Below are 23770 nucleotides of genomic sequence, written 5' to 3' on the forward strand. Positions count from 1 at the left end.
GGTCGGCGTCCCGGGGGTCGGCACCGCGACCACCGACGCCGCCGCGCTCCTCCAGCTCGGCCAACTGCCGCTCGACCCGGTCGAGGTGCAGGTCGTGCGACGGCCCACGGCGGACGGGCGGATTCCGGGACCACGGCCAGGGTCGCGTCGCGGGCCCCGACCGCGGCGTCGGCCAGCGCCGCCGCGTCCGGGAACCGGTCGTCGGGCCGCTTCTCCATCGCCCGCTCCACCACCGCGGCCACCGCCGGTGGGATGCCCGGGGGCAGCGGCGGCGGCTCCTCCTGGAGGTGCCGCAACGCCACCTGGAGCGGGTTGTCCCCGTCGAACGGCGGCTGGCCGGCCAGGCAGAAGTACGCCACCGCGCCCAGCGCGTAGACGTCCGTCGCCGCGGAGACCGGCTGGTTCGCGGCCTGCTCCGGCGACATGTACGACGCGGTGCCGAGCATCACGTTGGCGGCGGTGATGCCCGCCGTGGTGCCCGAGCGGGCGATGCCGAAGTCGACGAGCACCACCCGGCCGTCGGACTTCACCAGCAGGTTGCCCGGCTTCACGTCCCGGTGCACGATGCCGGCCAGGTGGGCGGTGTGCAACGCCTCGGCGGCCTGCGCCACCACCGACATCGTCGACGCCGGGTCGAGCCGCCCCGCACGCCGCAGCCATGTGCTCAGCGGCTGGCCGTCGACGTACTCCATGACCAGGTAGTCGACCTGGCTGCCGTCGGCGAGGACGGACCGGCCGACGTCGTGCACCGCGACCACGCCCGGGTGGCGCAGCGCCGCCAGCATCCGGGCCTCCGCCCGGAACCGGGCGGTGAACTCGGGGTCCGCGCTCAACGCCGGCAGCAGCACCTTCACCGCCACCTCGCGTTCGAGCATGACGTCGGTGCACCGCCAGACCGCGCCCATGCCCCCGGTGGCCACCCGGTCGTCCAGCCGGTAGCGGTCGCTCAGCACCACGCCACGAGTAAGCACCGCGACACCGTACCGGTCGGGTGGGCACGGCGGACCGGCTGGCCGGCGGCCTAGCGGGGTGCCCGGTACTGGAAGTCGTTGGGGTTGACCGCCGCCGGTTTCGGGTCCTCCTGCCAGGCGCCCTCGCCGGGCCGTGCGATGAGGGCGTCCAGCAGGTCCTGCCGTTCCATGTGCTCGGCCCCCACGATGCCGCCGCGGACCGCTATCGCCCGCAGCGCCTCGGTGTCCCTGTCGTGCAGCGGTTCGTCCATCGTCGCCTCCTCCTGACCTCGTCGACGGCCTGCGACCGTCCCGGTCACCCGTGCGTCCCGGTCAGACGTGCGTCCCGGTCACACGTGCGTCCCGGTCACACGTGCGTCCCGGTCACACGTGCGTCCCGGTCACACGTGTCGGGAGGCCCTTACCCGGCCAGGAGCCGGGGAACCCCGCGCCGCCCGGCCGGTCCGCATCCGCCACCCGGATGTCGGGCCGCTCCGCGCTCGGCCGACTACGCTGGCGGGGGTTCGTCCCACGGGACATCAGCGGCGAGGGGAGACGCGGCATGGCGTGGAGCTGGCGGTACGAGGGCGCGAAGGGCGAGGCGGCCGAGGGGCCGGCGGAGTCGTTCGGCAGCCAGGCGGACGCCGAGTCCTGGATCGGCCAGATCTGGCGTGAGCTCGCGGCGTCCGGCGTCACCTCGGTCGCGCTCGTCGAGGACGACCGGGTGGAGTACCGGATGAGCCTGCTGCCCCCGGCGGAGTGATGGCCGGCGACCGCCCGGGCCGTGAGCCGTTGGTGCTCGGCGTGCCCCGGGCGGCGTTCCGGCCCAGCCCGGTCTTCCTCGCCCTCGTCGCGCTCTTCGTGACCAGTGGCGTCCTGACCTGGAACGGGTTCGGCAACGTCCGGTTCGACGTGTTCCTCTTCGTCGTGTCCGGCTGGCTCGTGTCGCTCTGCCTGCACGAGTACGCCCACGCGGTCGTGGCGTACCGGGCCGGCGACCGCAGTGTCGCCCACCGGGGCTACCTGACGCTGAACCCACTGAAGTACAGCCACCCGCTGCTGTCGATCGCGCTGCCGGTGGTGGTCGTGCTGCTCGGCGGCATCGGCCTGCCCGGCGGGGCGGTCTGGGTGGACCGGCACGCCATCCCGGGGCGGCTGCGGCACACCCTGGTCAGCCTCGCCGGCCCGGCCACCAACGTGCTGTTCACGCTGGTGCTGGTGCTCGCCGTACGCCTAGGTGCGGCCGGCGGCGGCCGGGTCGAGTTCTGGGCGGCCGTGGCGCTGCTGGCGTTCCTCCAGCTCACGGCGAGCGCGCTCAACCTGCTCCCGGTGCCCGGCCTCGACGGCGGCAACATGATCCAGCCGTGGCTGAACGCGCAGTGGCGCAAAATGTACGACCTGTTCGCCCCGTTCGGCTTCATCCTGCTGTTCGCGTTGCTGTGGAACCCCCGGATCAACGGCTGGTTCTTCGACGCGGTCTTCACCGTCGGCGACGTCCTCGGCCTACCGCCGTGGCTCTACGCCCAGGGCCTCGACCTGATCCGCTTCTGGCAGGGCTGACGGGCCTGCCCGCCGGCCGGTTGATGGTGGCGCTGTCCGGCCGCCGTACCGGCGTTGTCGGGCTGTCGTGTGGCGCTGTCCGGCCCGGCCGGCCGGGTGGGGCCGGCCGGGCCGGGGGCGTCAGGGACGCTCGGCGGGGGACTCGGTCCGGGCCGGGTCGCGTTCCACGATCGGGTCGACGATCTCGTCGATCGCCTTCAGCAGCCCGGCGTCGAGCTTCACGCCGGCCGCCTTGACGTTGTCGTGCACCTGCTCCGGCCGGGAGGCGCCGACGATCGCCGAGGAGACGTTCGGGTTCTGCAACACCCAGGCGACGGCGAGCTGCGCCATGCTCAGCCCGGCCTGCTCGGCCAGGGGCTTGAGCCGCTGCACCCGGGTCAGGACCTCGTCGGTCATGAACCGGGAGATGAAGCCCGCGCCCGACTTCTCGTCCGTGGCGCGGGAACCGGCCGGCGGCGGCTGGCCGGGCAGGTACTTGCCCGACAGTACGCCCTGCGCGATCGGCGACCAGACGATCTGCCCGACGCCCAGTTCCTCGCTGGTGGGGACGACCTCGGACTCGATGACCCGCCAGAGCAGCGAGTACTGGGGCTGGTTGGAGACCAGCGGGATGTGCAGCTCCCGGGCGAGCTGGTGGGCCTCGCGGATCTCCGACGCCTTCCACTCGGAGACACCGATGTAGAGCGCCTTGCCGGAGTGCACGACGTCGGCGAACGCCTCCATCGTCTCCTCCAGCGGCGTGCTGTGGTCGTACCGGTGGGCCTGGTAGAGATCCACGTAGTCGGTACGCAGCCGGCGCAGCGAGCCGTTGATCGACTCCATGATGTGCTTGCGGGACAGGCCCCGGTCGTTGCGGCCCGGCCCGGTGGGCCAGTACACCTTGGTGAAGATCTCCAGGCCCTCGCGCCGTTCGCCCTCCAGCGCGCGGCCCAGCACGTCCTCGGCGCGGGTGGCGGCGTACACGTCGGCCGTGTCGAAGGTGGTGATGCCCGCGTCCAGGGCGGCCCGGACGCAGGCGAACGCCGCGTCCTCCTCGACCTGCGAGCCGTGGGTGATCCAGTTGCCGTACGAGATCTCGCTGACCATCAGGCCGGAACGGCCCAGGTGACGGAATTCCATGAACCGACCCTAGCCCGTTCGGATCATGACCACCCCCCGTGGCCGTGCCCGGTGTCGCTCAGAGCACGGGGCTGGTGTCGACCAGGAGCCGCTCGATCTCGGCCACGACCTCGTCGCGGTCGAGGTGCACCGGCTCGATCAGCGGATCGCCCCGGCGGTCGAGCGCGCCCCACCGGCCGGTGCCGTCGCCGACCAGGAACGCGACCGGATGGATGACCAGCTCCGGATGCACGGGCGGGACCAGCACCTTTCCGGCCCGGTCCAGCACGCCGTACCGGCCGGCCACGTCCACCACGGCCAGCCCCTCGTCGGTGAAGCCCTCCACGTACCGGCCGTCGGCCAGGACGGTGGCGAACCCGTGGTGCCGGGTGGGCACCACGATCCGGCCGTTGCGGTCGACCGCGCCCCAGCCCTCCCGGCGGACCACGGCGACGCCGCGCCGGAACGGCCGGACGTCCGCGAATCCGTGCGGCACGACCACCTCGCCGGTCGCGTCGATCGCCACCCAGCCGGTGTCGCCGCCGTGCGACACCCACGCCAGCCCGTCGGAGAACGAGCGGACCACCGGGTACGCCGGTTCGAGCACCGTGGCGCCGGTGAGGTCGACCAGCGACCACCGCTCGGTCGCCGGCCGCCGCACCCAGGCCAGCCCGTCCCGGAACGCCTGCGCCTCGGCGTACTCCGCCGGAATGACCATGTCGCCGTCCGGGTCGGAGAAACCCCACAGGTCGCCGTCGCGGGCCGGCGCCGGGGGCCGGTCGCGCTCCAGCACCTCGTCCACACCCCGGGGGTACGGCCCGAAGCCCGTCTTCGCGACCCGTTCCGCCACGGCGTCCAGGCTCAACCGGATCCGCGCCTGCAACTCGGCGTCCCCGTCGCCGCGCAGGTCGAGGGCCCGCTCGAAGTGGTGACAGGCCTCCATCAGCCGACCCTGGTCGTAGCAGGACCGCCCGGCGTGCTCGTGCAGCGCCGCGCGCAGCCGATCGGGCAGCTCACTGGAGTTGGCCTCGGCGAAGAGCCGGTCGGCCTCGGCGAACTCACCCCGCCAGCGCAACACGTGCGCCAGCCGTGCCTGGGCCACCGCCGTCCGCCGCAACTCCCCGGTGGCCTCGGCGTAGGTGAGCGCGAGCCGGCCGTCGGCGAGCGCGTCGTCCAACTCGCCGAGGATCCGGGAGACCACCGCCCGCAGGCTGAGCAGCCGGGCGCGCGACCGGTTGTCGACGGCCGCTCCCAGCTTCTCGGTGAGCCGCCGTCGGACCGTCCGGAACTCGTCCGGCTCCTCCACCACCTCCCGCAGGGTCGCCGGATCGAGCCGCCAGCGGTAGCCCGCCAGCACCTGCTCCGGATCGCCCTGCGCGACGCTCGGCCGACCCGCGTCCCGCGCCCCGACCACCGGCGTGGTGTCCCGTGGCTCGACCACCGGCGTGTCCCGCCGCCCGGCAGCACCCGCCTCGTGGGCGGACGGCGACACGGGCCGTTCGACCGCCACCGGCGCCACCTGCCCGTCGGACGGCACGGCGGCCTGCCGGTCGGACGGTATGGCGGCCTGCCGGTCGGACGGTATGGCGGCCTGCCGGTCGGACGGTATGGCGGCCTGCCGGTCGGACGGCACGGCGGCGGGCGGTGCGGACGGTATGGCGGCCTGCCGGTCGGACGGCACGGCGGCGGGCGGTGCGGACACCGGCCGTGCCGATGGCGGGGCGGTGGCCGGTGCGGCGACCGGTTCGTCCCGGGATGCGGTAGGGGCGGACGCGTCCTGCGCCGGCAGCGCCGGCACGGCGACGGACGGCACGGCGACGGGTGGTGCGGCGACGGGTGGTGCGGCGACGGGTGGTGCGGCGACGGACGGCACGGCGACGGGTGGTGCGATGACGGCTGGTGCGGTGACGGGTGGTGCGGAGATCGGCTGGTCGGGCGGTGCGGTGGGTGCTACGGGCCGGGTGGGGACGGGCTGGGCCGGCGGTGCGGAGACGGGGCGCGCCGCCGGCGTCGTCGGGACCGGCTCCCCGGTTCCGGTCGACGGCGTGGCGACGGAACCGGCCCAGGTCGACTCCGACGGCTCTGCCGACGGGCCGGCGCCAGGAGCGGCCGCCGATGTCGATACCGGCGTCGGTGCCGCCGTACCGTACGGCGGCGCCGTCGTTCCGTCGGGCGCTGCACTTGTGCCGTAGGGCGGCGGTGCGGTCATGCTGTCGGGCGATGCGGTCGTTCCGCCGGGCGGCGTGGACACCGGGCGCGCGTCGACCGCGTCGAGTGGAACACCATGGGTGTCAAAAGCCCTCGGTGACAGCCATGGTGTTCCACCGGCCGATGCTGTCCGGTCGGCTGGCCCCGCCTGCCTGTCCGGCCCCGCCTGCCTGTCCGGCCCCGCCTGCCTGTCCGGCCCGCCGTCGACCGACCCTCGCACGGGGCCGGGAGCGTGGTCGTCCGCACCGGCGGTCGAGGTCTGCGGGGCGCCTGCCGGCTGCTCCCGGGCGTCTGCGTCACCCACGTGCGGAGTGGGCAGGTCGGTGGCGGCAAGCGAGGCTGGGTCCATGGCCTGCGGCGCCGGAGAGCCTGTGTCGAGGGCACGCGGTGCCGGAGCGCCCGCCTCTGGGCCGCCCGTCTCCGGGTCGCCCGGCGCCTGCGCGCTGTCACCGGGGGTGAGCGTGATCGGGTCGCCCGGCACCTGCGCGTCGTCACCGGGCGTGAGCGTGATCGGGTCGCCCGGCACCTGCGCGTCGTCACCGGGCGCGAGCGTGCCCGGGGCGTCGGGTGCGGGAGCGCCGAATCCCGGGGCGTCGGGCGTCGGTGCGGCGGGTGCCGATCCGATTCGTGCCGCGCCTTCCGCCGCGTCCGTCGCCTCCGCCACATCTGCCAGGTCCGTCGCAGAGCCGGCAGGCACCGCCGGGTACGTCAGAGCGGGCCCCGCTGGCGGCCCGGACACCGGGCTGACCGCCGGTGCGACCACGGGCGGGCCGGCCGCCGGTGCCATCACGGGCGGGCCGGCCGCCGGTGCCATCACGGGTGGGCCGGACGCCGGTGCCATCACCGGTCGGGCGGGTGGTGCGGAGACCGGGTGGGGCGCGGTCAGGCCGGGTTCGGCGGGCATGGCTGGCGGCACGGGTGGCACGGAGGCAGGAGGTGCGGAGACAGGCGGTGCGGAGACAGGCGGTGCGGAGGCTGGAGGTGCGGAGCCAGGCGGTGCGGAGACCGGCGACGCGGCGATGGGCGGTGTGGCGACCTGCGGCGCGGGCGGTGCGGAGACCGGCTGCGCGGGCGGCGCGGTGGCGAGCGGGCGCGGGGCCGCCGCGGGCTCCATCTGTCCGGTGGACGGCGCCGGAGCGGTAGGCGCAGGAGCCGTCGATGCAGGGGTGGTGGAGCCCTGGTCGGCGAATGGACCGGACACTGGTGCGGGGACGGCGGATACGGGAGCCGCGGACCGGGCCGGTCCGGGCACCGCTGGACTGGCCGGCGAGTCCGGTGCGGGTGTGGTCGGGTCTGCCTCGGCCGGCCGTATGAGGTCGTCGACAGCCGCTTCGGCCGGCACGGGGCCGTCGACCGTGGGCTTCGGTGGCGCATCGAAGCCAACGGCCGGCGTGGCGTTCGGCACCGACAGGTTGCTTGGAACCGGGACGGTGCTTGGCGCCGGGGTGTCGCTCCGAGTGACATCGGCGTGGCTGCCGGAATCCGGCTCGTCCGGCACGGGTTGAGGTGCCGCAGGCCGGGAGGGACGGAACCAGGCGTCCGCCCCGTCCGGTTCGGGTGGCTCCGGAGGCATCGGGGTCGGCGGGTCGCTCGGCGGTGGCGGGACGTACCGCCGGGAAGCGTCAGGTGCGATGGCCGGCGCCGGCACGCCGTGCCCTGCCGAGGGGCCGACGTCCCTGCGTTCGGGCGCGGACTGTGGTTCGTCCGGGTGGGCCGGCGGGGCCTGTCCGGGCCGTGCCGGTTCCACCCCGGGCAACCTGTCTGCGGTGGCCTCCGGTGCGGGCAGGAACTCCAGGCGCAGCCGGGCGGCGGGGGGCGACGAGACCGGGGTGGTGGCGTCCTCGGCGGCGGGGTGTGGCGTCTCCGGGCGGGCCGCGACGGGGCCGGGGGAGACCGGCCGGTCGGCGCCGGGCGGCGGTGGCTGCGGGCCGCCCATCCGATTCGTCGGCGGCATCGGCTGTGTGGTGGCCGGGCTCGCGGGCGGCATCGGCTGTGTGGTGGCCGGGCTCGCGGGCGGCATCGGCTGTGTGGTGGCCGGGCTCGCGGGCGGCACCGGGTGGCTGACGGCCGGGGCCGCGGGCGAGACCGGCATGGACGAGACCGGCATGGGCGAGACGGGTGCGGGCGACACCGGCGCCGGCGAGACGGGCGCGGGCGACACCGGCGCCGGCGAGACCGGAGCCGTGGCGCCCGGGCGCGATGCCGTCCGGGCGTCGCGTGGCCGCTCGGGCTGCGGCTCGGCGCGCCGCGCCGATTCCCGGTCGAGATCCGGGCGCACCGGTCCCGGTGGCGGCCAGGGCAGGCCGCCGTTCGGCTGCGGGTGCCCCTGGGACTCCCGGAACGCCTCGGCCTCCCGACGGGGGTCCGGCCGGGTGGCCTCGCGTGGACCCCGATCCGGGTACGTCTCGGCCCGCGCCGCCGCCTCGCGTGCCCGCCGGCGCTCGTCCTGCTCCGGCTGTCGCCGTTGCCCGTCGGGGTGCGGCTGCTGCCCAGCGGGCCGGTCGGGCCGTTGCCATCCCTCGGCGGGTACGCCCCGCTCGCGGCCCCACCCGCCCGCGCTCCGCTCCCGTCCGTCGGCGGACCGTTCCCACTGGGGGTCGGAGGGCCCCGTGGCCGACCATTCCCCGGGGCCGTTGGTGACCCGTTCCCACTGCCCGCCGGGACGGCGTTCCCACTGCCCGTCGGGGGACCGTTCCCACTGCCCTCCGGAGGGGCGGGGCTCCGAAGCCGGGGCCGCCCACTGGTAACGGGTCCGGGGCGCGCTCCCACCCACCTGGTGGTCGTCGGCAGTCTCCGGCCGGCGGTCGTGGCCGGCCGCCGGGCGGTCAGGACCGGGCTCCCGACGGTCACGGCCGTGCTCGGCCCGACGGTCAGGCCCGTGCTCGGCCCGACGACGGTCGTGACCGTGCTCGACCCGCCGGTCAGGGCCATGCTCAGACCGCCGGTCAGGCCCGTGCTCGGCGCGATGGTCGTGGCCGGGGTCCGGGCGTTCGTACGACGTTGCCCGGCGGGGCGTCCGGTCCTCGTCCGACTCGGGGAGCCAGCCCGGCTCGGCGGCCGGGGAGACGGGGCGGTTCCGCCCGGTCGGCTCGTAGCGGGGCGCGCGGGTGTCGTAGCGGTCGTGGCCGATGTGCTCACGCTGCCGGGGGGAGTCGACGGGGCGGCCGGGAGTGTCGTATCCGCCCCGGGCGTTGCGGTGCGGCGCGTCCTGCCGGGGCGGCCACTGCCGGTCGTCCTGCCGGTTCGGCTCGGCGTGCGGGTGGCGGTACGGCTCGTCGTCGTGCCACCGCGCGTCGGGGGCCTCCGGCCGGTCGGGCCATCCGTCGTGCCGCCCGGGCCAGCCGTCGGGTTCGTCGTTCCACGAGCGGCCGGTGTAGGTCCCGTCGGGGCGGGTCGGTGCGAGCGGAGGCACCTCGGCCCGGCCGACGGCCGCGCGGCCCCGGGACGCGACCGGTGGCGCGTGCCGGAGACCGAAGTCGCCCGGGTAGCGCTGCCCCGGGAACTGCGGGTCCCACTCGTTGGTCGGCTGGACCATCCAGGCCGGCTCGGCGGGGTCGTGCCAGCGGTCGGCGTAACGGCTCATCCGGTGGACCTGCCGACACGGAGGGTACGCGGAACGGCTGCGGCGCGCCGCCGGTGCGCGGGCGCGCACGGGTGGCCGGTCCGCCTCCGCCCGTGCGCGGCGGCGCCCCGGTGGCCGGTTCGCGTCCGCTCGCTCACGGCGATGTCACCTCGTTGCAAATTGTGTCGCGCTGGGCGCCCCACGTGCCGGTAGAGTCGCCCGCTCCGGCACGGTACGGCTGCGGAAGGAGGGTAGCGGCGTGGGCTCGCTCACCGCCACTGTGGTGCCGCCCACCACCCTAAACGTTATCCCATGGTTCCGGACATTTAAGTCTATAACCGGATCAGGCTTCCGGCGTTACGCCACGTACCGGCAGGCGACGGTGGCGGGCCTCGTGACAAACACCGTCTTCGGCTTCCTGCGGTGCTACGTCCTGCTCGCGGTCGCCGGTGCCGCCGGCACGGCGGCCGGGTACGACCGGAGCCAACTCGCCACCTTCGTCTGGGCGGGTCAGGGCCTGCTGACGGTCGTCCTGCTGTGGGGCTGGACCGAGCTGGCCGACCGGATCCGCACCGGCGACATCGCCAGCGACCTGCTCCGGCCGGTCCACCCCGTGACCAGCTACCTCGCCGCCGACCTGGGGCGCGCCGGCCACGCCGCGCTGGTCCGTTTCCTCCCACCGGTGCTGGTCGGGCCGCTCTTCTTCGAGGTGTACCTGCCCCGGCGCTGGTCCACCCTGCCGCTCTTCGCGATCTCCGCCGTGGCCGCCGTGGTCCTCTGCTTCGGTTGCCGGTTCCTGGTCAACGCGACCGCGTACTGGTTGCACGACGTCCGGGGTCCCATGATCCTCTGGACCGTCGCCTCGGGCGTGCTCGCCGGGCTCTCCTTCCCGCTGCGCTTCCTGCCGGAGCCGCTCCAGCTCGTCCTGTGGCTGGGCACCCCCTTCCCGAGCCTGCTCCAGACCCCGCTCGACGTGCTGGTCGAGCGGGATCCGACCGGCACCCAGGCCGCGCTGGTCGGCCTCCAGCTCGCCTGGACGGTGCTGATCCTGGCCGCCTGCCGGCTGGTGCAGCGCCGCGCGGAACGCCGGCTGGTGGTGCAGGGTGGCTGACGCGTCCGGTGGCACCCTGGCCGCCTACCGGGCGCTGCTCGGCGCGCAGGCGCGCGCCCAGACGGCGTACCGCACCTCGTTCGTGGTCGACCTGGTCGGCAACGTCGGGGCCACCGTCGTCGACGTGCTCACCGTCCTGGTCATCTACGGGGTCACCAGGGAGCTGGGCGGCTTCACGCTCCGCGAGACGCTGGTGGTCGTCGGCCTCTCGACGTGCGCGTTCGCCGTCGCCGACCTGCTGGTGGGAAACATCGAGCGGCTGCCCCGGTACGTGCGCACCGGGCTCCTCGACGCCGTGCTGCTCCGCCCGCTCGGGGCCCTGCCGCAGCTGCTGCTCATGGACCTGCCGCTGCGCAAGGTGTCCCGCGCGGTCTTCGGGCTCGCCGTGCTGGTCGTCGCGGTCGGCTCGGCCGGCGTCGAGTGGACCCCGGGACGGGTGCTGCTGGTGGTCCTCGCCCCGCTGGCCGGCGTGGTCTTCTTCGGCTCGGTCTTCGTGGCGACCGCCACCGTCTCGTTCTGGTGGGTCGACGCGGGCCAGCTCGCCAACTCCGTCACCTACGGCGGCCGGGACTTCACCTCGTACCCGGTCACCGTCTTCGAGGGCTGGTTCCGCGCGGTGTTCGCGTACGGCCTCGGCTTCGCCTTCGTCAGCTACCACCCGGCGCTGGCGCTGCTCGGCCGCGCCGACCCGCTCGGCCTGCCGGCCTGGGTCGGCTGGGCCGCGCCGGCCGTCGCGCTGGTCGCCGCCGCCGGAGCCGCGGCGGCCTGGCGCACCGGGATCCGCCACTACCGGAGTACGGGGTCATGAGCGACGACGTGATCGTGGCCGAAGGGCTGCGCAAGGAGTTCACCGTCCGGGTGCGGGCCGGCCGGCTGCGGCGGGAGAAGCGGCGGGTCACCGCCGTCGACGGCATCGACCTGCGGGTGCCCCGGGGGGAGATGCTCGGCTACATCGGGCCCAACGGCGCCGGGAAGTCGACGACCCTCAAGATGTTCACGGGCGTGCTGACGCCCTCCACGGGCGAGGTACGCGTCTGCGGCCTGCGCCCGGTGGCCCAGCGCACCCGGCTCGCGCTGCGCGTCGGCGTGGTCTTCGGCCAGCGCTCACAGCTCTGGTGGGATCTGCCGCTGGGCGAGTCGTTCGCGTTGCTGCGGCACGTCTACCGGGTGCCGGCCGCCGCGCACGCCGCCCGGCTGCGCCGCTGCCGGAGCCTGCTCGACCTGGACCCCTTCCTGGACATCCCGGTCCGGCAGCTCTCCCTCGGGCAGCGGATGCGCGGCGAGCTGACCGCCGCGCTGCTGCACGGCCCGGAGGTGCTCTTCCTCGACGAGCCCACCATCGGGCTCGACGTGGTCAGCAAGCAGGCCGTCCGCGGCTTCCTCGGCGAGCTGGGCCGGGCCGGGGACACGACGCTGGTCCTCACCACGCACGACCTGGCCGACATCGAGCGGCTCTGCCGGCGCCTGGTGGTGGTCGACCACGGGCGGGTGGTGCACGACGGCTCGATCGCCGCGCTGCACGAGCGGTACGGGTCACGCCGCCTGCTCGTGGCCGACCTGGACGCACCGCTGCCCGAGCCGCCGGTGCTGCCCGGCGCGCCGCTGCACCGGCAGGAGGCCGACGGGCACCGGCTGGTCTTCGCGCTGGAGTCGGCGACGGTGGCCGAGGTGGTGGCTGCCCTGGCAGGGCTCGGCACGCTGCGGGACGTCTCGATCGTCGAACCGGACATCGAGGACGTGGTGGCGCGGCTCTACGGCAGCCGCTGACGCCGCCCACGCTGGGCGGGGGCGGCGTCGGGCGGGCTCAGACCGGGTCGCCGATGTTCACCCGGGGCTCGGGGGCGCGCATCCGGCGGAACGTGATCGACCGCATGATGGCGTAGAGGTAGAGCGAGCCCATCCGCTGCCCGGTGTTCGGGTAGCGCTCCCGGACCAGCTTGCGGATCTTGCGCGAGATCAGCACCGAGTCGACCACCACACCCAGGGCGAGTGCGCCCCAGAGGAGGTTGGAGACCAGGCGGACGATCGGGGGCATGGCGGCGTTCGAGCCGATCAGCACGATCAGCGCCCCGCCGAAGAACCAGGTGCCGACCGTACGCCGGGAGTCGACCACGTTGCGGGCCAGCAGCCGCTCCGGGCCGCGGTCGCGGGGGCCGCCCTCGCGCCGGAACTCCGACGCCGCCTCGGCGCGCAGCTCGCGCCTGCGCTCCCGCTGCTCCTCCTTGGTCAGCGGCTTGGTGGCGCCGGCCGGCCGGCGGCCCGCGGTCGGCCGCTTCGGGGTGACCTTGCCCAGCTCCTTCTTGCTCGGGGTGTGACCCCTCGGCTGGGCGGTCGTGGACTCCTCGTCGGGGGTCACCGGGGTGACGGCCTCGTCGACGAGGTCGGTGGACTTGCGGCGAAACAGCGACGGCACGCGGAAAGGGTAGCCAAACGACGGCGCCCGGTGCACATCGCGGTGCACCGGGCGCGGACGGGAGTGGCGGACGTTACGGACGCTCGACGTGCGCGCCAAGATCGGCGAGCTTCGCCTCGAAGTCCTCGTAGCCCCGGTTGATCAGGTCCACACCGTAGACCCGGGAGGTGCCCTCGGCGGCCAGCGCGGCGATCAGGTGGCTGAAGCCGGCCCGCAGGTCGGGGATGACCAGGTCGGCGGCGTGCAGCTTGCTCGGCCCCGCGATCACCGCGGAGTGCTTGAAGTTGCGCCGGCCGAACCGGCACGGGGTGCCGCCCAGGCAGTCCCGGTAGACCTGGATGTTCGCGCCCATCGAGTTCAGCGCCTCGGTGTAGCCCAGCCGCTGCTCGTAGACCGTCTCGTGGACGATGGACAGGCCCCGGGCCTGGGTGAGCGCCACCACCAGGGGCTGCTGCCAGTCGGTCATGAAGCCGGGGTGCACGTCGGTCTCCAGGGCCACCGACTTCAGCTCGCCGCCCGGGTGCCAGAACCGGATGCCGCCCTCCTGGCCCGGGTCGCCCAGCTTCGGCGGCCGGGCGTCGGTGACCTCGTACTCGCCGCCGACCGAGCGGAAGATGTTCAGGAAGGTCATCATGTCGGCCTGCTGCGCGCCGAGCACCTCGACGTGGCCCCGGGTGGCCAGCGCCGCCGCCGCCCAGCTCGCCGCCTCGATCCGGTCCGGGATCGGCCGGTGGGTGTAGCCGTGCAGCTTCGGCACGCCCTGGATCTCGATGACCCGGTCGGTGTGCACCTTGATGATCGCGCCCATCTTCTGCAGGACGCAGATCAGGTCGATGATCTCCGGCTCCACCGCCGCGTTGCGCAGCTCGGTGACGCCCTCGGCCATCACGGCCGTCAGCAGCACCTGCTCGGTCGCGCCCACGCTCGGGTACGGCAGGGCGAACTTGGTGCCGTGCAGCCCGTTGGGCGCCGACAGGTGCAGCCCCTCCGGGGTCTTGTCGACCGTCGCCCCGAACTCCCGCAGCGCCTGGAGGTGGAAGTCGATCGGGCGCGGCCCGATGTGGCAGCCGCCCAGGTCGGGGATGAAGGCGTGCCCGAGGCGGTGCAGCAGCGGCCCGCAGAACAGGATCGGGATCCGGCTGGAGCCGGCGTGCACGTTGATCTGGTCCGTGCTGGCGCTCTCGACGTTCGCCGGGTCGAAGACGAGCTCGCCGTCCTCCTGGCCGTCGCTGACCTTCACCCCGTGCAGGCCGAGCAGGCCACGGACCACCTCGACGTCGCGGATGTTCGGCACGTCGAACAACCGGCTCGGACTGTCGCCCAGCAGCGCGGCGACCATCGCCTTCGAGACCAGATTCTTCGCGCCGCGCACGCGGATCCGCCCTTCAAGCGGAGTGCCGCCGTGTACGACCAGGACGTCGTCGGTCAACGCAACCTCCAGCGCGTCGGTGCTGCCGTGTTGAGGGGTGGGGCTCACGATTGTCATCGCTACCCGGAATGCGGCCATGTCGAAACGGCCCGCGTGAGTCGTCGCACCGGCAGCATAGCGCTCGGTGACGAACCTGGACCCGGGCACATCGCCCCGGAGGGCACTAAACGGTGATCGGACCCATTTCCGTACCAGTGACGCTACCGACAGTGATCACGTCGCTGCCGGCGGCGGAGTGTCGGCCCCGGGCAGGGCGAGCATCTGGTCCAGTGCCACCCGGGCGTGGTGCGCGGTGTCGGGGTCGACGGTGATCTGGTTGACCACCCGGCCCGCCACCAGCTCCTCCAGCGCCCACACCAGGTGCGGCAGGTCGATCCGGTTCATCGTCGAGCAGTAGCAGACCGCCTTGTCCAGGAACATGATCTGCTTGTCGGGGTGGGCCAGGGCGAGCCGGCGGACCAGGTTCAGCTCGGTGCCGACCGCCCAGGCCGAGCCGGCCGGGGCCGCCTCGATCGCCTTGATGATGTACTCCGTCGAGCCGACGAAGTCGGCGGCGGTGACCACCTCGTGCCGGCACTCGGGGTGGACCAGCACGTTCACGCCCGGCACCCGCTCCCGCACGTCGTTGACGCTGTCGAGGGTGAACCGGCCGTGCACCGAGCAGTGCCCGCGCCACAGGATCATCCGCGCGTCACGCAGCTGCTCCGGGGTGAGCCCGCCGTTCGGCTTGTGCGGGTCGTAGAGGACACAGTCGTCCAGCGAGAAGCCCATCTCCAGCACCGCCGTGTTGCGGCCCAGGTGCTGGTCGGGCAGGAAGAACACCTTCGACCCCTGCTGGTACGCCCAGTCCAGCGCCCGCTTGGCGTTCGACGAGGTGCAGACCACACCGCCGTTGCGACCGACGAAGCCCTTGATGTCCGCCGAGGAGTTCATGTACGTCACCGGGACGACGTCTCCCGCGATGCCCAGCTCGGTGAACACGTCCCAGGCCGTCTCGACCTGCGAGAGCACCGCCATGTCCGCCATCGAGCAGCCGGCGGCCAGATCGGGCAGGACGACCTTCTGCGTGTCCGAGGTGAGGATGTCGGCGCTCTCGGCCATGAAGTGCACACCGCAGAAGACGATGTACTCCGCGTCGGGCCGGGCCGCCGCCTCGCGGGCCAGCTTGAACGAGTCGCCGGTCACGTCGGCGAACTGGATCACCTCGTCGCGCTGGTAGTGGTGCCCCAGCACGAAGACCCTGCTGCCGAGCGCCGCCTTCGCGGCCGTCGCCCGGGCCACCAGATCCGGGTCGCTGGGCGCCGGCAGGTCACCCGGACACTCGACGCCACGCTCTGTGGCGGGGTCGCTACCCCGCCCGAGCAGCAGCAGTGCCGTCGCGGTGCTGGAGGGTTCCACCCAGGTCGAAGTCACGCTCCCCATGGTCCCACAGTGCGGCCTGACCGCAGCCTCCGCCGGTGTGTGCTGCCACACTGCTCCGCATGCGTGTGCTGCTCTGCCCGGACAAGTTCGCCGGCACGCTGCCGGCTCCCCAGGTCGCCGACGCCGTGGCCGCTGGCTGGCGGGAGGTCGCCCCCGGCGACGACCTGCTGGCGCGGCCCCTGTCCGACGGCGGGCCGGGGTTCCTCGACGTGCTCGCCGACGCGCTCGGCGGGCGCCGGATCCCGGTGCCGACCGTCGACCCGCTGGGCCGCCCGACGGCCGGTGAGATCCTGCTCACCGACGACGGGACGACCGCCTGGCTGGAGGGCGCCCAGGCGTGCGGGCTGCACCTGCTCGACGCGGGCGAGCGCGATCCGAAGATCACCACCTCGTACGGGCTGGGGGTGCTGGTCGCCGCCGCCGTGGAGGCCGGCGCCCGGACGGTGGTGCTCGGGCTGGGCGGCTCGGGCACCAACGACGGCGGCGCGGGGATGCTCACCGCGCTTGGCGTGACCCCGCTGGACGGCGCGGGTCACGCGCTGCCCTACGGCGGTGCCGCGCTCGCCGGGCTGGAGTCGCTCGACGGGGCGCCCCGGTTGCGCGACGTCCGGCTGGTGGCCGCCACCGACGTGGACAACCCGCTGCTCGGGCTGCACGGGGCGAGCAACGTGTTCGGCCCGCAGAAGGGTGCCGACCGGGCCGACGTGCTGCTGCTCGACGCCGCGCTGGAGCGCTTCGCCGCCGTGCTGGAACGGGACCTGCCCGGCTGCCCCGGCGGGCTGGGCGCCCTGCCCGGCGGTGGCGCGGCCGGCGGGCTGGGTGCCGCCGTACTGGCGCTGGGTGGGCACTGCGAGTCGGGCATCGGCCTGGTCACCCGCGCGATCGGGCTGGAGACGATGCTGGACGCGGTCGACCTGGTGATCACCGGGGAGGGGTCCTTCGACCACCAGTCGCTGCGCGGCAAGGTGGTGGCCGGGGTGGCCGGTGCCGCCCGGGACCGGGGCCTGCCCTGCGTGGTGCTCGCGGGCCAGGTGAGCACGGGCCGGCGCGAGGCCGGCGCGGCCGGGGTGACGGACGCGTACAGCCTGGTGGAGCACTTCGGGGGCGACCAGCGCGGCCTGGTCGCCGCGATGGAGCGTCCGGCCGAGGGGCTGCAGGCGCTCGGTGCCCGGCTCGCCCGGCAGTGGAGCCGCTGACCCCGCCTGCGCCCGGCCACTGGAGCAAGATCGTGCCCGGTCCTGGAAATAGTGGTGTCGCGTCTACTTGAGGGCACTACTTCCGGGAAACGGTGCGATCTTGACCGGGCGGCGAAAGCGGCGAGGGCGGCGACGAGGCCGATGCCGGAGGCGGCGCGGCGGAACCAGTGACCTGGGTCGCCGGACGGCGGCCCAGGTCACGCCGGACGGGTGGGGTCGGCTCTGGCGGCGTACCATCGGATCTGGACCACACCGGGAATGGCTGGGCGACACGGGATGTTGGCCAGTTCGTCCGGACCCAACCGCGCAGGGAGATTTCACGTGACCACGCCAGCGCAGACCGAGTCGACCGAGGCCAAGGCCCCCACGTCCGTCGTCCTCACCGACGTCGCGGCGCAGAAGGTCAAGGCCCTGATCGAGCAGGAGGGCCGCGACGACCTGCGGCTCCGGGTCGCCGTGCAGCCGGGTGGCTGCTCCGGCCTGCGGTACCAGCTCTTCTTCGACGAGCGGTCGCTCGACGGTGACGTCGTCACCGACTACGACGGTGTCGAGGTCGTCGTCGACCGGATGAGCGCCCCCTACCTGGCCGGCGCCACCATCGACTTCGCCGACCGGATCGACGCCCAGGGCTTCACCATCGACAACCCCAACGCGGGCAACTCCTGCGCCTGCGGTGACTCGTTCAGCTGAGTCACCCCTCCGCTGACCACGGCGGGGCCGTCCTCCGGGGCGGCCCCGCCGTGGCTTTCCGGCCCGGAACGCCCGTCGGGAAGATGACCCGGGGCCGACCGAGCGGTCATCCTGAGGGGACCGGGCCGGTAGGCTGACCGGCGCCCTGCTCCCGACCCCGAGGTTGCCATGAAGATCGCCGTGACCGGCTCGATCGCCACCGACCACCTGATGAGCTTCCCCGGTCGCTTCGCCGACCAGCTCCTCGCCGACCAGTTGCACAAGGTCTCGCTCTCCTTCCTGGTGGACGACCTGGTGCTGCGGCGCGGTGGGGTGGCGGCCAACATCGCCTTCGGCATGGGTCAGCTCGGCCTCCGCCCGGTCCTGGTCGGCGCGGTCGGCGCGGACTTCGCCGACTACCGCTCCTGGCTGGAGCGGCACGGGGTCGACTGCGACTCGGTGCACGTCAGCGAGGTGGCGCACACCGCCCGCTTCGTCTGCACCACGGACACCGACATGTGCCAGATCGCCTCGTTCTATGCCGGGGCGATGAGTGAGGCACGCAACATCGAGCTGACGCCGGTGGCCCGCCGCCTCGACGGGCTGGACATGGTCCTGGTGGGCGCGAACGACCCGGAGGCGATGCTCCGGCACTCCACCGAGTGCCGGGAGCGGGGCTACCCGTTCGCCGCCGACCCGTCCCAGCAGCTCGCCCGGATGGAGGGCGAGGACGTCGTGGCGCTGATCGAGGGCGCCGAGTACCTGATGACCAACGACTACGAGAAGTCGCTGCTGCAGAGCAAGGCCGGGCTGACCGACGCGCAGCTGCTCGACCGGGTCAAGGTGCGGGTCACCACGCTGGGCAAGCACGGGGTGGAGATCGCCGGGCGGGACTTCGACCCGATCCACGTGCCGATCGCCCGGGAGACCCGGGCGGTCGACCCGACGGGAGTCGGCGACGGCTTCCGGGCCGGGTTCTTCACCGCGCTCTCCTGGGGGCTCGGGCTGGAGCGGGCCGCCCAGGTCGGCTCCCTGCTCGCCACGCTGGTGCTGGAGACCGTCGGCACGCAGGAGTACGAGGTCCGCCGCGACCTGTTCGTCAAGCGCCTGGCCGAGTCGTACGGCGACACCGCCGCCGAGGACGTCCGACCGCACCTACTGCCGTAACACCCCCCGCCCCCCGCCCTCCCCGCCCCCGGTCCGCCGCGCCTCGCGATCTTGCACTTCTGGCCCCTCTTTCGCGACTTTTGTCTCACTTGCCAGGGCAGGAAGTGCAAGATCGCGAGTGCTGGGGGCAGGGGGTGCGAGATCGGGGGGTGCTCCGGTGGGCGGGGTCAGTGGCGGCGGCGGATGTCGAAGGCGGGGCCGTCGGGGCCGGTGATCGTGCCGAGGAAGTCGTGGCCGCGCATCCGGCACCAGGCCGGGATGTCCACCGCGGCGGCCGGGTCGTCGGCGAGCACCCGTACCACCGTGCCGACCGGCAACTCGGGCAGTCGCCGGGCCGCCGCGATCACCGGCAGCGGGCAGCGCTGGCCACGGCAGTCGAGCAGCTCCGCCGGCGCGGTCACAGCCCCACCACCCCCGCCTCGGCGCGCAGCCCCGCCACGACGCCGGGCAGTTCGTCGAGGAAGCGCTCGACGTCGGCCTCGGTCGTCTCCCGGTGCAGCGAGACCCGCACGTTGCCGTGTGAGAGCACCCCCATCGCCTCCAACACGTGCGAGGGTCGCAGGGTCGACGACGTGCACGAGGAGCCCGAGGAGACGGCGAAGCCGCGCCGGTCCAGCGCGTGCAGCAGGGCCTCCCCGTCGACGTAGAGGCAGGAGAAGGTCACCAGGTGCGGGAGGCGTCGGTCGGGGTCACCCACCACCTCCACGTCGGGCACCTCCGCCGCCACCCGGGCCCGGATCCGGGCCACCAGCGGCGTCAGCCGGGCCGCCTCGGCCGCGGCGTCGGCCGTCACCGCGCGCAGGCTCGCGGCCGCCGCGACCACCGCCGGCAGGTTGAGCGTCCCGGGGGTACGCCCCGCCTCCCGCTCGTCGGCCGGCCAGGGCGACTCCCACCGGGTGCCCTTGCGTACCACCAGCACCCCCAGCCCGGGCGGCCCGCCCCACTTGTGCGCGCTGGCGCTCAGCACCGACCAGCCCGCGGGCACGGGCGCCCTGCCCACCACCTGGGCGGCGTCCACGTACAGCGGCACCCCGGCCTCGGCGCACTCGCGCACGGCCTCGGTCACCGGCTGTAGCGTGCCGACCTCGTGGCTGGCGGCGATCAGCGCGGCCAGCGCCACCCCCGGCGTCCGGACCGCCGCCGCCCAGCCGGCCAGGTCGAGGCGGCCCAGCCGGTCCACCGGCACGGAGGTCGCCGTGCCGCCCGCCGCCACGTGCCGCTCGGCGGCGTGCAGCACCGCCGAGTGTTCGATCGCGGAGTGCACCAGCGCGGGACCGACCCGCCGCCGGCCGGCCAGTCCGCCCAGCACGGCGGAGTGGGCTGCCGTCGTACCGCTGGGGGTGAAGGAGAGTTCGTCGGCGCGGACGCCGAGGGTCTGCGCGGTGGCCTCGCGGGCGGCGTCGAGCAGTTGGCGGGCGCGGCGGGCCTGTGTGTAGAGCCGGCCGGGGTCGGCCCAGCCGTCGTCGAGGGCGGCCAGCAGCGCCTGCCGGGCGACCGGGTGCAGGGGCGCGGCGGTGGCCGAGTCCAGGTAGACCGGGGATGCGCTCACGGGAGCCAACGTATCGCGCCGGTATGCCCAAGATCCCCCCGATGGGGGCGGACAGCGACCCCAAGACGGTCCAGCCCGTCATGGTCGAGTAATCTGCGACCGTCGGTGACGCCTTTGCCGCTGGTGCTGTCGCTCCGCAGGCGGAGGGCAGGGACAAGCACCGCGGCGCGCTAGGGAGGCAGGACCAGGTGGTCGCAAGGAGTTCGGAGGTACGGCCGTCGGCCGTACGGCACGGCGTGTCCCGAGGAGCCGGTGGGCGCCGGGGCCGCGGTGCCGGGCGGATCGCCGGGCTCGGTCTCGGCGGAGCGGCGCTGCTGGTCCTGCTCACGGGCTGCGACGTCGGCGCGGCGTTCGGCGGATTCGGTTGGCCGCAGGGCGGCATCACGCCCGAGTCGCGCCGGATGTACGACCTGTGGATCGCCTCGTGCATCGCGGCACTCGCGGTCGGCGTCTTCGTGTGGGGCCTGATCTTCTGGTGCGTCGTGCGCTACCGCAAGCGGGGCAACGAGCTGCCGGTGCAGACCCGTTACAACATGCCGATGGAGTTCCTCTACACCATCGCGCCGATCCTGATCGTCTCCGTGCTCTTCTACTACACGGCGATCGTGCAGACCGACGTGGTGCGGACGACCAAGAACCCCGACGTCACGGTCGAGGTGGTCGCGTTCAAGTGGAACTGGCAGTTCAACTACCGCGACGGCCAGGGCCAGGACGCCAACACGGTGGCCTCGGTGCTCGGCACCAGCGAGGTCATCCCGATCCTGGTGCTGCCGACCGACCGGTCCATCCGGTTCGAGGAGACCAGCCGCGACGTCATCCACTCCTTCTGGGTGCCGGAGCTGCTGTTCAAGCGGGACGTCATGCCGGGCAAGATCCGCAACGTGTTCGAGGTCTCCAAGCTGGAGGCCGAGGGTGCCTACGTCGGCCGCTGCGCCGAGCTGTGCGGCAGCTACCACGCGTTCATGAACTTCGAGCTGCGGGTCGTCTCCCCGGAGAAGTACGACCAGTTCCTGGCTGCCAAGCGGGACGGGCGCTCCACCCAGGAGGCGCTGACGGCCATCGGCGAGGAGCCGTACGCGACGACCACGCGGCCGTTCGAGACCCGTCGCACCGACGCCAACTTCAACCCGGACAACGCGCCGGCCAACCCGGGAAACTGAGGGATCGGGCATGAAGACCGAGTGGCGCATCTTCCTGGCCATCGCCGGGTTCCTGCTCTTCGCCACCTTCCTCTACGGCGGGTGGACCGCCGCCGACTCCGGCGGCCACGTCGAGTGGATCGGCACGGTCGCTCTGCTGCTGAGCTTCCTGCTCTGCACGATGTGCGGCGGCTTCTTCTGGTTCGTGTCCCGCCGCATCGACCTGCGGCCGGAGGACCGGCCGGACGGCGAGATCGCCGACGGCGCGGGCGAGATCGGCTTCTTCAGCCCGGGCAGCTACTGGCCGTTCGGTCTGGCGCTGGCGGTCGGGCTCTCCGGTTTCGGCCTGGCGTTCTGGCAGTTCTGGCTGCTGGGCCTCGGCCTGGTGGCGGTGCTCTTCTCCGTCTGCGGCCTGCTCTTCGAGTACTACAGCGGCACCCGGCGCACCGCCGAGCACTGATCCCGGCGGTCACCCGGGTCGCGAACGGCAAGAAGGCCCGCCTCCCTCAGGGAGGCGGGCCTTCACCGTGACGGGACCCGGCGGCGGCGCGGATGCCCCGGCCACGGCCCGGGCGCGCAATCCAGGAGGACGTGGCGCCGGATCGGAACCTGACCGATCCGGCCCGGGCGGGCGTGGTGACTGAATCGGCACCTGACCCGGCGTGCCCGGCGGCGGTGAGGTGCGGGCCTGGGCGCCGGATCAGGCGGCGTGGCGGTGGGCCGGCGGGCGGCGCCGGGCGGCCAGGCGTGCGGGGCGGAACGGGACCGTGGCGATGAGCACGGCCGTGCCGCAGCCCGTGCAGGCCAGCTCGGGGCAGTCGGCACCGTGGCCGTCGGCGCAGGGCGGCGTCTCGAACGGCACGACGCCCCCGCAGGTGTCGCAGTAGAGCTCGCGCTCCGACACGGGCGTCTCCTCTCGCTCCGGCCCCGCGGCCAGCCGATCGCTGCCGGCGAAGTGCCGTCGGTGCCGGCGCAGGGCAGATGTGGGAATTACTCAGCTGTAGTTTCCCACGGGGGTCCGACAACATTGCCGGCACCCGGCACCCGGCACCCGGCACCCGTCGGGACCAGGCACCCGTCGGGACCAGGCACCCGTCGGGACCCGGCACCCGCCGGCACCCGGCACCTCAGCCGGCCGGCGCGCACCCGGGGCCAACCCGGAGCAGGCCGCTCAGTACGGGCGGCCATGACCGGGTCAGAGGGCGCGCGCGACCTCGATCCAGCGGTCGAGGACGCCGGCGGCAGCCCCGGAGTCGACGGATTCGGCCGCCCGGTCCATGCCGGCCCGCAGCGCGGCGGTGAGATCGCCGTCGAGCGGGCCCTGGGTGGCGAGCGCCGCCGCCGCGTTGACCAGGACGGCGTCGCGTACCGGGCCGGTCTCGCCGGCCAGCAGCCGGCGGACCACGTCGGCGTTGTAGGCGGCGTCGCCGCCCCGCAGGTCGGCCAGGGTGGCCCGGGGCACCCCCAGGTCGGTCGCGTCCAGCACCGTCTCCCGTACGGTGCCGCCCTGGGCCGCCCAGACCCGGGTGGGCGCGGCGGTGGTGAACTCGTCCAGCCCGTCCTCGCCGCGCATCACCAGCACCGAGTCGCCCCGGGCGGCGAAGACGCCGGCCATGACGGGGGCCATCCGGCGGTCGAAACAGCCGACGGCCGCGGCCCGGGGCCGCGCCGGGTTGGTCAGCGGGCCGAGGAAGTTGAACACGGTGGGCACGCCCAGCTCCCGGCGAACCGGGCCGGTGTGCCGCATCCCCGGATGGAACCGGGCCGCGAAGCAGAACCCGATGCCGGCCTCCGCGACGCACCGGGCCACCGCCTCGGGGCCCAGGTCGAGCGGCAGCCCGAGGAACTCCAGCACGTCGGCGGTGCCGCACGAGGAGGAGGCCGCCCGGTTGCCGTGCTTGACCACACGGACACCGGCGCCGGCCACCACCAGCGAGGCCATGGTGGAGATGTTGACCGTGTGCGCGAGGTCACCACCCGTGCCGACCACGTCGAGGGCGGTGTCGCGCAGCGCGTCGGGCAGCTCGACCGGGACCGCCCGGCCGAGCATCGTCTCCACCAGCCCGGCCAACTCGGCCGAGGTCTCGCCCTTGGCGCGCAGGGCGACCACGAAGCCCGCCATCTGCGCCGGGGCGGCCGAGCCGGCCATGATCTCGCTCATCGCCCACGCGGTGTCGGTGGTGGGAAGCTCCTCGCCGCGCAGCAGCGCGTTGAGCAGGTGCGGCCAGGTCCGATCGCCCATGGCGGGACTCCCGAGCGTGCGAGATGCGGGTGGGATGGAACCGGCGCCGGTCCGT

21 protein-coding genes are annotated in these 23770 nt (G+C 74.2%); 10 read left to right on the forward strand and 11 right to left on the reverse strand.

The features are described from left to right. The coding region (locus ABZ809_RS32645) for a serine/threonine-protein kinase (RefSeq protein WP_357566503.1) at window positions 1-971 on the reverse strand (971 nt) is incomplete at its 3' end. A gap of 50 nt (window positions 972-1021) precedes the next feature. Beyond that, window positions 1022-1222, reverse strand: coding sequence for a hypothetical protein (locus ABZ809_RS32650; RefSeq protein WP_357566504.1), 201 nt, complete (start codon window positions 1220-1222; stop codon window positions 1022-1024). Window positions 1223-1512: 290 nt separating this feature from the next. Between ABZ809_RS32650 and ABZ809_RS32655 the strand changes: the two genes are divergently transcribed. Further along, window positions 1513-1713, forward strand: a complete 201-nt coding sequence (locus ABZ809_RS32655) for a hypothetical protein (RefSeq protein ID WP_357566505.1) — start codon at window positions 1513-1515, stop codon at window positions 1711-1713. Next, window positions 1713-2510 (forward strand): site-2 protease family protein, encoded by a 798-nt coding sequence (locus ABZ809_RS32660; protein ID WP_357566506.1) that lies wholly within the window; start codon window positions 1713-1715, stop codon window positions 2508-2510. The genes ABZ809_RS32655 and ABZ809_RS32660 overlap by 1 nt, the downstream gene beginning before the upstream one ends. A 120-nt stretch (window positions 2511-2630) precedes the next feature. On the opposite strand, the gene ABZ809_RS32665 is transcribed toward ABZ809_RS32660, so the two are convergent. Both ABZ809_RS32665 and ABZ809_RS32670 read right to left on the reverse strand, forming a co-directional pair. After that, window positions 2631-3629: an aldo/keto reductase family protein gene (locus ABZ809_RS32665; protein WP_357566507.1), complete on the reverse strand. Its 999-nt coding sequence runs from the start codon at window positions 3627-3629 to the stop codon at window positions 2631-2633. A gap of 58 nt (window positions 3630-3687) precedes the next feature. Further along, window positions 3688-5481, reverse strand: coding sequence for a WG repeat-containing protein (locus ABZ809_RS32670; RefSeq protein ID WP_357566508.1), 1794 nt, complete (start codon window positions 5479-5481; stop codon window positions 3688-3690). Window positions 5482-9637: 4156 nt separating this feature from the next. On the opposite strand from ABZ809_RS32670, the gene ABZ809_RS32675 reads away from it, so the two are divergent. The 3 genes from ABZ809_RS32675 to ABZ809_RS32685 are packed head-to-tail and all read left to right on the forward strand — an operon-like array spanning window position 9638 to window position 12256. Then, window positions 9638-10489, forward strand: coding sequence for an ABC-2 family transporter protein (locus tag ABZ809_RS32675; protein ID WP_357566509.1), 852 nt, complete (start codon window positions 9638-9640; stop codon window positions 10487-10489). Further along, window positions 10482-11297, forward strand: a complete 816-nt coding sequence (locus ABZ809_RS32680) for an ABC-2 family transporter protein (protein ID WP_357566510.1) — start codon at window positions 10482-10484, stop codon at window positions 11295-11297. The genes ABZ809_RS32675 and ABZ809_RS32680 overlap by 8 nt, the downstream gene beginning before the upstream one ends. Continuing rightward, entirely contained in the window at window positions 11294-12256 is a 963-nt protein-coding gene (locus ABZ809_RS32685; RefSeq protein WP_357566511.1) for an ATP-binding cassette domain-containing protein, read from the forward strand. Before ABZ809_RS32680 ends, ABZ809_RS32685 begins: the two co-directional genes overlap by 4 nt. Before the next feature lie 37 nt (window positions 12257-12293). Here the strand turns inward: ABZ809_RS32685 and ABZ809_RS32690 are convergent, their stop codons facing one another. The 3 genes from ABZ809_RS32690 to nadA form a co-directional block, all read right to left on the reverse strand. Beyond that, window positions 12294-12902 (reverse strand): DUF3043 domain-containing protein, encoded by a 609-nt coding sequence (locus tag ABZ809_RS32690; protein ID WP_357566512.1) that lies wholly within the window; start codon window positions 12900-12902, stop codon window positions 12294-12296. A 73-nt stretch (window positions 12903-12975) separates the two neighbouring features. Then, complete coding sequence (murA, locus tag ABZ809_RS32695; protein ID WP_357566513.1) at window positions 12976-14409, reverse strand: UDP-N-acetylglucosamine 1-carboxyvinyltransferase; 1434 nt, start codon at window positions 14407-14409, stop codon at window positions 12976-12978. A 135-nt stretch (window positions 14410-14544) separates the two neighbouring features. Beyond that, complete coding sequence (nadA, locus tag ABZ809_RS32700) at window positions 14545-15744, reverse strand: quinolinate synthase NadA (RefSeq protein ID WP_357566514.1); 1200 nt, start codon at window positions 15742-15744, stop codon at window positions 14545-14547. A 68-nt stretch (window positions 15745-15812) separates the two neighbouring features. Here nadA and ABZ809_RS32705 point away from each other — a divergent pair, with 68 nt between their 5' ends. From ABZ809_RS32705 to ABZ809_RS32715, 3 genes are all read left to right on the forward strand, one after another. Next, window positions 15813-16949, forward strand: a complete 1137-nt coding sequence (locus ABZ809_RS32705; protein ID WP_357566515.1) for a glycerate kinase — start codon at window positions 15813-15815, stop codon at window positions 16947-16949. Between the two features lie 321 nt (window positions 16950-17270). Beyond that, window positions 17271-17639 carry an iron-sulfur cluster insertion protein ErpA gene (gene erpA / locus ABZ809_RS32710; RefSeq protein ID WP_013735179.1) on the forward strand — a complete coding sequence of 123 codons (369 nt, stop codon included), beginning with the start codon at window positions 17271-17273 and terminating at the stop codon, window positions 17637-17639. A 168-nt stretch (window positions 17640-17807) separates the two neighbouring features. Next, on the forward strand, window positions 17808-18785 hold the full coding sequence (locus ABZ809_RS32715) for a carbohydrate kinase family protein (RefSeq protein ID WP_357566516.1): 978 nt from the start codon (window positions 17808-17810) through the stop codon (window positions 18783-18785). 167 nt (window positions 18786-18952) lie between these two features. Here the strand turns inward: ABZ809_RS32715 and ABZ809_RS32720 are convergent, their stop codons facing one another. Next, entirely contained in the window at window positions 18953-19186 is a 234-nt protein-coding gene (locus tag ABZ809_RS32720; protein ID WP_357566517.1) for a sulfurtransferase TusA family protein, read from the reverse strand. Further along, complete coding sequence (locus tag ABZ809_RS32725; RefSeq protein WP_357566518.1) at window positions 19183-20334, reverse strand: aminotransferase class V-fold PLP-dependent enzyme; 1152 nt, start codon at window positions 20332-20334, stop codon at window positions 19183-19185. The genes ABZ809_RS32720 and ABZ809_RS32725 overlap by 4 nt, the downstream gene beginning before the upstream one ends. A 188-nt stretch (window positions 20335-20522) precedes the next feature. On the opposite strand from ABZ809_RS32725, the gene coxB reads away from it, so the two are divergent. Both coxB and ABZ809_RS32735 read left to right on the forward strand, forming a co-directional pair. Then, on the forward strand, window positions 20523-21494 hold the full coding sequence (gene coxB / locus ABZ809_RS32730) for a cytochrome c oxidase subunit II (RefSeq protein ID WP_357566519.1): 972 nt from the start codon (window positions 20523-20525) through the stop codon (window positions 21492-21494). A gap of 10 nt (window positions 21495-21504) precedes the next feature. Beyond that, window positions 21505-21933, forward strand: coding sequence for a cytochrome c oxidase subunit 4 (locus ABZ809_RS32735; RefSeq protein WP_357566520.1), 429 nt, complete (start codon window positions 21505-21507; stop codon window positions 21931-21933). Between the two features lie 240 nt (window positions 21934-22173). Here the strand turns inward: ABZ809_RS32735 and ABZ809_RS32740 are convergent, their stop codons facing one another. Both ABZ809_RS32740 and trpD read right to left on the reverse strand, forming a co-directional pair. Next, a complete protein-coding gene (locus ABZ809_RS32740) occupies window positions 22174-22377 on the reverse strand; it encodes a hypothetical protein (protein WP_357566521.1) in 204 nt (67 codons plus the stop codon). Window positions 22378-22668: 291 nt separating this feature from the next. Then, window positions 22669-23715 carry an anthranilate phosphoribosyltransferase gene (gene trpD, locus ABZ809_RS32745; RefSeq protein WP_357566522.1) on the reverse strand — a complete coding sequence of 349 codons (1047 nt, stop codon included), beginning with the start codon at window positions 23713-23715 and terminating at the stop codon, window positions 22669-22671. Between the last annotated feature and the right edge of the window lie 55 nt (window positions 23716-23770).

Origin of the sequence: Micromonospora sp. NPDC047074 (assembly GCF_040643815.1) — a bacterium.
In the GTDB taxonomy this organism is placed as follows: domain Bacteria; phylum Actinomycetota; class Actinomycetes; order Mycobacteriales; family Micromonosporaceae; genus Micromonospora.

Bases quoted from the DNA above. Each gene is read 5' to 3' on its own strand.
- murA (WP_357566513.1), bottom strand. From the start codon at position 14,409: ATGGCCGCATTCCGGGTAGCGATGACAATCGTGAGCCCCACCCCTCAA.
- ABZ809_RS32660 (WP_357566506.1), top strand. From the start codon at position 1,713: ATGGCCGGCGACCGCCCGGGCCGTGAGCCGTTGGTGCTCGGCGTGCCC.
- ABZ809_RS32665 (WP_357566507.1), bottom strand. From the start codon at position 3,629: ATGGAATTCCGTCACCTGGGCCGTTCCGGCCTGATGGTCAGCGAGATC.
- ABZ809_RS32650 (WP_357566504.1), bottom strand. From the start codon at position 1,222: ATGGACGAACCGCTGCACGACAGGGACACCGAGGCGCTGCGGGCGATA.
- ABZ809_RS32715 (WP_357566516.1), top strand. From the start codon at position 17,808: ATGAAGATCGCCGTGACCGGCTCGATCGCCACCGACCACCTGATGAGC.
- ABZ809_RS32685 (WP_357566511.1), top strand. From the start codon at position 11,294: ATGAGCGACGACGTGATCGTGGCCGAAGGGCTGCGCAAGGAGTTCACC.
- ABZ809_RS32655 (WP_357566505.1), top strand. From the start codon at position 1,513: ATGGCGTGGAGCTGGCGGTACGAGGGCGCGAAGGGCGAGGCGGCCGAG.
- ABZ809_RS32735 (WP_357566520.1), top strand. From the start codon at position 21,505: ATGAAGACCGAGTGGCGCATCTTCCTGGCCATCGCCGGGTTCCTGCTC.
- trpD (WP_357566522.1), bottom strand. From the start codon at position 23,715: ATGGGCGATCGGACCTGGCCGCACCTGCTCAACGCGCTGCTGCGCGGC.
- ABZ809_RS32705 (WP_357566515.1), top strand. From the start codon at position 15,813: ATGCGTGTGCTGCTCTGCCCGGACAAGTTCGCCGGCACGCTGCCGGCT.